The organism is Alteromonas sp. CNT1-28 (assembly GCF_022348345.1).
GTDB lineage: Bacteria > Pseudomonadota > Gammaproteobacteria > Enterobacterales > Alteromonadaceae > Alteromonas > Alteromonas macleodii.
The window spans coordinates 1-4,996 of the sequence record NZ_JAKREZ010000067.1; the positions used below are offsets into that span (position 1 = coordinate 1).

General features: G+C 38.7%; 7 protein-coding genes. 6 read left to right on the top strand and 1 reads right to left on the bottom strand.

The annotated features are described in order from the left end of the window. Positions 1-61: 61 nt before the first annotated feature. On the bottom strand, positions 62-736 hold the full coding sequence (locus MHN02_RS21050) for a hypothetical protein (protein ID WP_239247918.1): 675 nt from the start codon (positions 734-736) through the stop codon (positions 62-64). 176 nt (positions 737-912) lie between these two features. Here MHN02_RS21050 and MHN02_RS21055 point away from each other — a divergent pair, with 176 nt between their 5' ends. The 6 genes from MHN02_RS21055 to MHN02_RS21080 all read left to right on the top strand — a co-directional run bounded on the left by MHN02_RS21055 (position 913) and on the right by MHN02_RS21080 (position 4,858). After that, positions 913-1,347, top strand: coding sequence for a hypothetical protein (locus MHN02_RS21055; RefSeq protein ID WP_015068577.1), 435 nt, complete (start codon positions 913-915; stop codon positions 1,345-1,347). Between the two features lie 217 nt (positions 1,348-1,564). Beyond that, positions 1,565-1,870 (top strand): hypothetical protein, encoded by a 306-nt coding sequence (locus MHN02_RS21060; protein WP_015068578.1) that lies wholly within the window; start codon positions 1,565-1,567, stop codon positions 1,868-1,870. Positions 1,871-1,973: 103 nt separating this feature from the next. Then, positions 1,974-2,372 (top strand): hypothetical protein, encoded by a 399-nt coding sequence (locus tag MHN02_RS21065; protein WP_015068579.1) that lies wholly within the window; start codon positions 1,974-1,976, stop codon positions 2,370-2,372. A 76-nt stretch (positions 2,373-2,448) separates the two neighbouring features. Further along, positions 2,449-2,712, top strand: coding sequence for a hypothetical protein (locus tag MHN02_RS21070; protein ID WP_239247919.1), 264 nt, complete (start codon positions 2,449-2,451; stop codon positions 2,710-2,712). 741 nt (positions 2,713-3,453) lie between these two features. Next, complete coding sequence (locus MHN02_RS21075) at positions 3,454-3,672, top strand: hypothetical protein (protein ID WP_061093559.1); 219 nt, start codon at positions 3,454-3,456, stop codon at positions 3,670-3,672. Beyond that, on the top strand, positions 3,662-4,858 hold the full coding sequence (locus MHN02_RS21080) for a hypothetical protein (protein WP_239247920.1): 1,197 nt from the start codon (positions 3,662-3,664) through the stop codon (positions 4,856-4,858). The genes MHN02_RS21075 and MHN02_RS21080 overlap by 11 nt, the downstream gene beginning before the upstream one ends. Positions 4,859-4,996: the final 138 nt, after the last annotated feature.

A 4,996-nucleotide genomic window follows, 5' to 3' on the forward strand; every position in this document is an offset into this window, starting at 1 on the left:
AACTGGCGTCAGGCGATGAGTCGTTTTATTATCGAGTTCGAGGAACGCCTCGAAAAGCATATTAACTAATGGCAGTTACACAGAATCTGTTACAGGCTCCCCAATAGGCGCGTCTGGCATTTTTTAAGTGCTTGTCTCTTTGCTTAGAGGCTTCCTTTAGTTTTCGATTAGCTTCATTTAGCTCAGTCTTGTGCTGATTGTGTCTATCGATAAATAAGCCCAAGAGGTCTTTATCTTCTAGTATGTAATAATCAGAAACAGGCTTCGATACTTTTAATTTATCTATACTAGATGCCAATACATTTCCATCGCCCGTCGCTTTGTCACTATATGACACATCAAAGCCGCCACTAGTATAAAATTTCTCGCGTCTCTTAAAGTTTTCTTCATTACCATCCCGAGGGGATAGCCACGCACTTTTGATCGGCATACCCTTAAACTGAACTTTTGCTTGCTCAACAACACGGTCTCTCAAAAATGTTCCTATACCTAACCCTTTCTGATTAAAAATTGTGTCAGTAGGTAAACACAGTTCGTGGCCGGATGTGGACACGGCCAGAGACCATTTATCTACAGAGCCATCCTGTACAGGTAAGCCGTGTTCCATAATCAATTTAACTGAACACTGTACTTTTCTATTTGACCCATATTCAGTGACTCTAAAAACTCGCTCAAAAGTTTCTGGTTTGCCAGATTCGTAGGTACCGGCTATCCAAAGGTAATTCTTAATTCGCATACTACTCTCATATTAGACTTTAAGGGTTAAGGTACGGGCTATAGCAAGACAGTCAAATCAAACTGATTATTAACTAGCTTTACCCGAACGGCGAAGTAACATTTCACCAGAGTCGTATGATTCGACAAAAAGAACATTATGCTTACGGTCTCCTTAAATCTAATTGAGGACACCTTATGAATATCAAACAAGCCGCTCACTTTTCGCTTATCACTCTTTCACATCAAATCAAGCTTGCAGGTGGAGCATTCAACTCGAAGACGAAAGCCGTCCCTATCCAAGACACATTTCAAACCCTATATATATTTGAAACAGACAATGGAATGAAAGGCTTGCTCAGCAGGGATGAGTTCTCAGTAGTCACTTTCAATGCTGGTGGCTTGTTTAATGTCAGTTACTTAAACGAGAGTGGGGAGTATACATTGCGTCAAATTGCTATAAGCGACGATGGAAAAAAGTACATTATGAACCCAACATTTCTAACTTCCGATTTTGACGAGCTTGAAAGTGTTCTTAAAGAAAAATTTCCTTCTATCGTTTTTCGGTATCTGCCAAACCCTGTTGAAAAGATTTTTTCTGACGGTGACTCAGTGAATAAATATACCAGTTGATTTTGTGATAGTGATATCAGATGTCCTATCTGTAGTGGAGGCTATGTTGCAATCGAGATGGGAGGTGCTTATCAAAGTGTTAATTGTAACGAGTGTGTTTGCACTTGGATTGATGGATATCATCTAGTGACGAGTAGAGTTGTTGGGGAGGAGGGGGAAATTGCTCACTTATTAAATAAAAAGTATCATTAGGGTAAATACAACATGGAGCTCTCACATGCAGGCGGATTACAAAGTATTAGCAGAATACAAGAAGATGGTAGATCAGGTTTCGTCCGTTTATGGTGAACGGACTAAAGAGACTATAATTAAATACATCGACACAACCCTCAAAAACGAATTAAAGAAAACCAAAATAATTTCGTCTCTTTTTGTTGTCTTTGGAATTTTACTTACCCCTATATTAATAGGGATTCCAATGATAGTGGTTGGTGCTGTTCTTTTTTATATTGGTCCTTTCCGAATCTCACGACTTATAGAGCAATATAAAGAGTTGGTAGAAAGTGACACCTCCCTTGCATAAATCCTCCTGCGCTTGCTAGAGCTCTGCTTTTCATTCTCCTTTTTTTGACACCCTCTCAAAATACTACACGCTAATTTCATCTAAGATAATGATGGAGTTAGCTGTGAGTATCATCTTTAGAGTAAAAGACAAAACGTGTTATGCCCTCAAAAGCGATTCGGTGGGCAAACCTTATTGGACTGCTGGTGGTTTATGTTTACCTCATGACTACATGCGTTCAATACCTATGTTCGATGATTATTGTGAATCTGGAGAGTTGATTGAAACAGCCAGGTTATGCGTTAGCTACTATGATGGTGGGTGCGGAGATTACTGTATGGAGGTATACCGAAAAACCCTTATTTCCGGAGAAGAAAGGAATTACATAGACTGGCAGCATGACGAAATTCTTGAGCCACAACTTCTTCGAGATCTGCAGTGGCTTCTTAATAACCGAGAGCAATGTGTAACCAACTCAGAATATAGGCTGGTATCTCTTACAAAACCAGCATGGGGATTCTAGGTTTCCTTCTAACTTGTCGTCAAAGAGCTCTAATGTACTTTTATATGAAGTACATTAGAAACGCTTGAGAGGAGCGATGTTAACAATTAATGATGATTGCTTTTTCTGGAATGATGAAGAAAGGGAGCGAATACCAGAAAGTCGAGCAGGTGGTTACCAAGTACGCAACAATAATGGGGATTGTTTCCCAGATTTTAAGCACGTTGTATTTGAGAGTGAGGATGTAGCAAGGAGGCTACTTGTAACTGCAATTTGTGTAACGAAGCAAAATGACTGGAGAAGAGTCTTCATTTCACTCGAAGAAATTAGCGAAGATTCCAAACTATTAGTTAGGCTGTAGTTACTGATAATTTTCAACGGAGTTATTGACGGTCTTCCGCTATCGCTACTAGACCATCAATCATTATTTAGGTGCTATTGTTTTCATATAGAAATTTTAAGCACTCTTTCAGTGCTGCTGAATAATGCCTGTATATTGAGCCTCTATTTAAAGTTCTTCTATATTAATATCTTTTTCTTGAGTCGCTTCCCTACTCCCCATGTTACTGGACGTCCGGGAACATCGCCAAAAGGTGCGTCCGGGAACACTTTTTCAAAATTTTTGGTTTTTGTGTGTATTGGCTCTACTCCCCACGTTACTGGACGTCCGGGAACGCTTGTTTGTGTACAGTGTTTTATGAATACCATAGAAATTCAGGAAGAAATAACGTGGGTTATTATGCGGTACGTAATTCATTACATTGGCCTGCGTGTTTTGAAGCGAAGTGGATTAAAGCGCAACATTGAATACTGCTCTAGAACTACTACGAGAACCCTGATATTCGCTAAATTTCGTCATTTTGCCCGATACGGCAATATTTTTGCCGTTTGGGGTTCTAATGAGGGGCTTTAGTATTAGGTGAGCCTACAAATACCCCATATGACATTTTTTTGGACGTCTGGGGGCTTTGCCTTCTCAGAAAGGCATAAAAGGGAAAAGCGAGTCCCCATATGTATTTTTTTTTGCTTTTTGGGGGATTTCCCTCAAATTTTGAGATTTAAAATGCTCAGTTACTATCAAGTATCAAAATAGGAGTATTTTATGAAACAGAATTTAAACAATGCCATTCCACATGAACCAACTAAGCTTGCTCTTTCAAAAGGTGAAGTTGAGCTTTTAGAAACTGCTTTCAAAAAATTGGGGAGGAATAGCCATCTCACTCCAGTACAAAGCAAAATGAGTTCCCTTAGAATAGGCGCGAACGCGAAAAGAATTTATCAGCAAGTTTTGATAGCAAATGGTGTCAGGTTTGAAGTCTAGAACAAGGCATTCTGATTATCGAGATAAGTCACACAGCATGCTGATAATCATCATTCTGATAACCTTTACTGTTATGGCTTTCACTGGCATAACTTGGTTTTGCCTTAATTTTTTGCTCGAGATTAGACACGCTATAGATTATGAAAAAATCCAAAGCATGCTGACGGGGTATAAAATTGCAGGAGGTTTAATAACACTGTTCTGGGTCAATCTATATATAACTCACAAGTACAAAAATAGCAGCTCATATACTTTGTTTTTTGATATGCCAGCGTTGGTGTTTCTACTCTTTGGGGTTGGATACTTTGCTGTCTGGCTTACACAGTATATTGCTGAAGAAGAAATCCCCGATGATTGGAAGGCCTGTTCAAGATTAACTAGTTTAATTACGACCGGACAAGGTTATAAGAAACATACCGACTTTTTGCTGTTTAATGAACGAATACCAATTGAGTTTAAACATTACTACAAAGCGTTTATTCCACTGGAGATGTGCGCTTTAAACGAATACAGAGCTCTTATTGAATCGACGTCAGACGTGACAGTCTTTGATGCTTTGTCAGGATTAATAGCTATTACTCAAGTTGAGGGAGCGCTTGATTCTGCGCAAGAGTACCCTTTGCATCAATTGGTTATTTCAACTTCAACTGTAATGGAAGATAGGTTATACGAAGCGTACCTTAAGTTTAAAAATCTAAGTTTAAGGAAGAGGAGTGCTGCAGAAAACCAACTCTATAAGTCTATCTATAGAGAAGTAGGTGTTCATGATATTGCGGCAATATCATCTGAATTACTTATAAAGGAAGTGCAGAGAAACAATGAGATCTCAAGCAAAGAGCTGTTCTTCAAATTCACCAGACAGAGGTTGAATGGGCTAGACTACTCAAACTTTAATGATTATGAGAAAGATGCAATAGCTAAAGCCATAGTCTACTCAAAGGGTAATCTGAGAATTTTTTATAGTGAACTGCAAGAGGCTGAAACTTCGGCTTTGCCGCTAATTGAAGTGGTTGGAAAAGGTGAGGCTGGAAAAGGTTTTACGAATGCAATGTTTATGAAGATGATTTCCCCATTATTTGTGACAATCCTTTGGTTGAATTTTACATGGATATTAATTAAAAGCTGGTTCATTTATATGTCACTTTGTCTTCGGTTCATAGGAAGTAGATCTAAAAAGACAATATAAGGCTCAAAGAAATAGTATTTGTTTAGTTATTAATACCAGTGACGTGGTCAAGCAAATTCACACAACCCAGTTAAGCCGCTTTTCCTAAATTTGCCATATCAGCCTCATATTGATTTGGACTTTTGTAATCCAGGTATG

What these genes read in the sequence shown, in the direction of transcription:
- MHN02_RS21070 (WP_239247919.1), top strand. Translation starts at nt 2,449, where the DNA reads ATGTTAACAATTAATGATGATTGCTTTTTCTGGAATGATGAAGAAAGG.
- MHN02_RS21075 (WP_061093559.1), top strand. Translation starts at nt 3,454, where the DNA reads ATGAAACAGAATTTAAACAATGCCATTCCACATGAACCAACTAAGCTT.
- MHN02_RS21060 (WP_015068578.1), top strand. Translation starts at nt 1,565, where the DNA reads ATGCAGGCGGATTACAAAGTATTAGCAGAATACAAGAAGATGGTAGAT.
- MHN02_RS21050 (WP_239247918.1), bottom strand. Translation starts at nt 736, where the DNA reads ATGCGAATTAAGAATTACCTTTGGATAGCCGGTACCTACGAATCTGGC.
- MHN02_RS21055 (WP_015068577.1), top strand. Translation starts at nt 913, where the DNA reads ATGAATATCAAACAAGCCGCTCACTTTTCGCTTATCACTCTTTCACAT.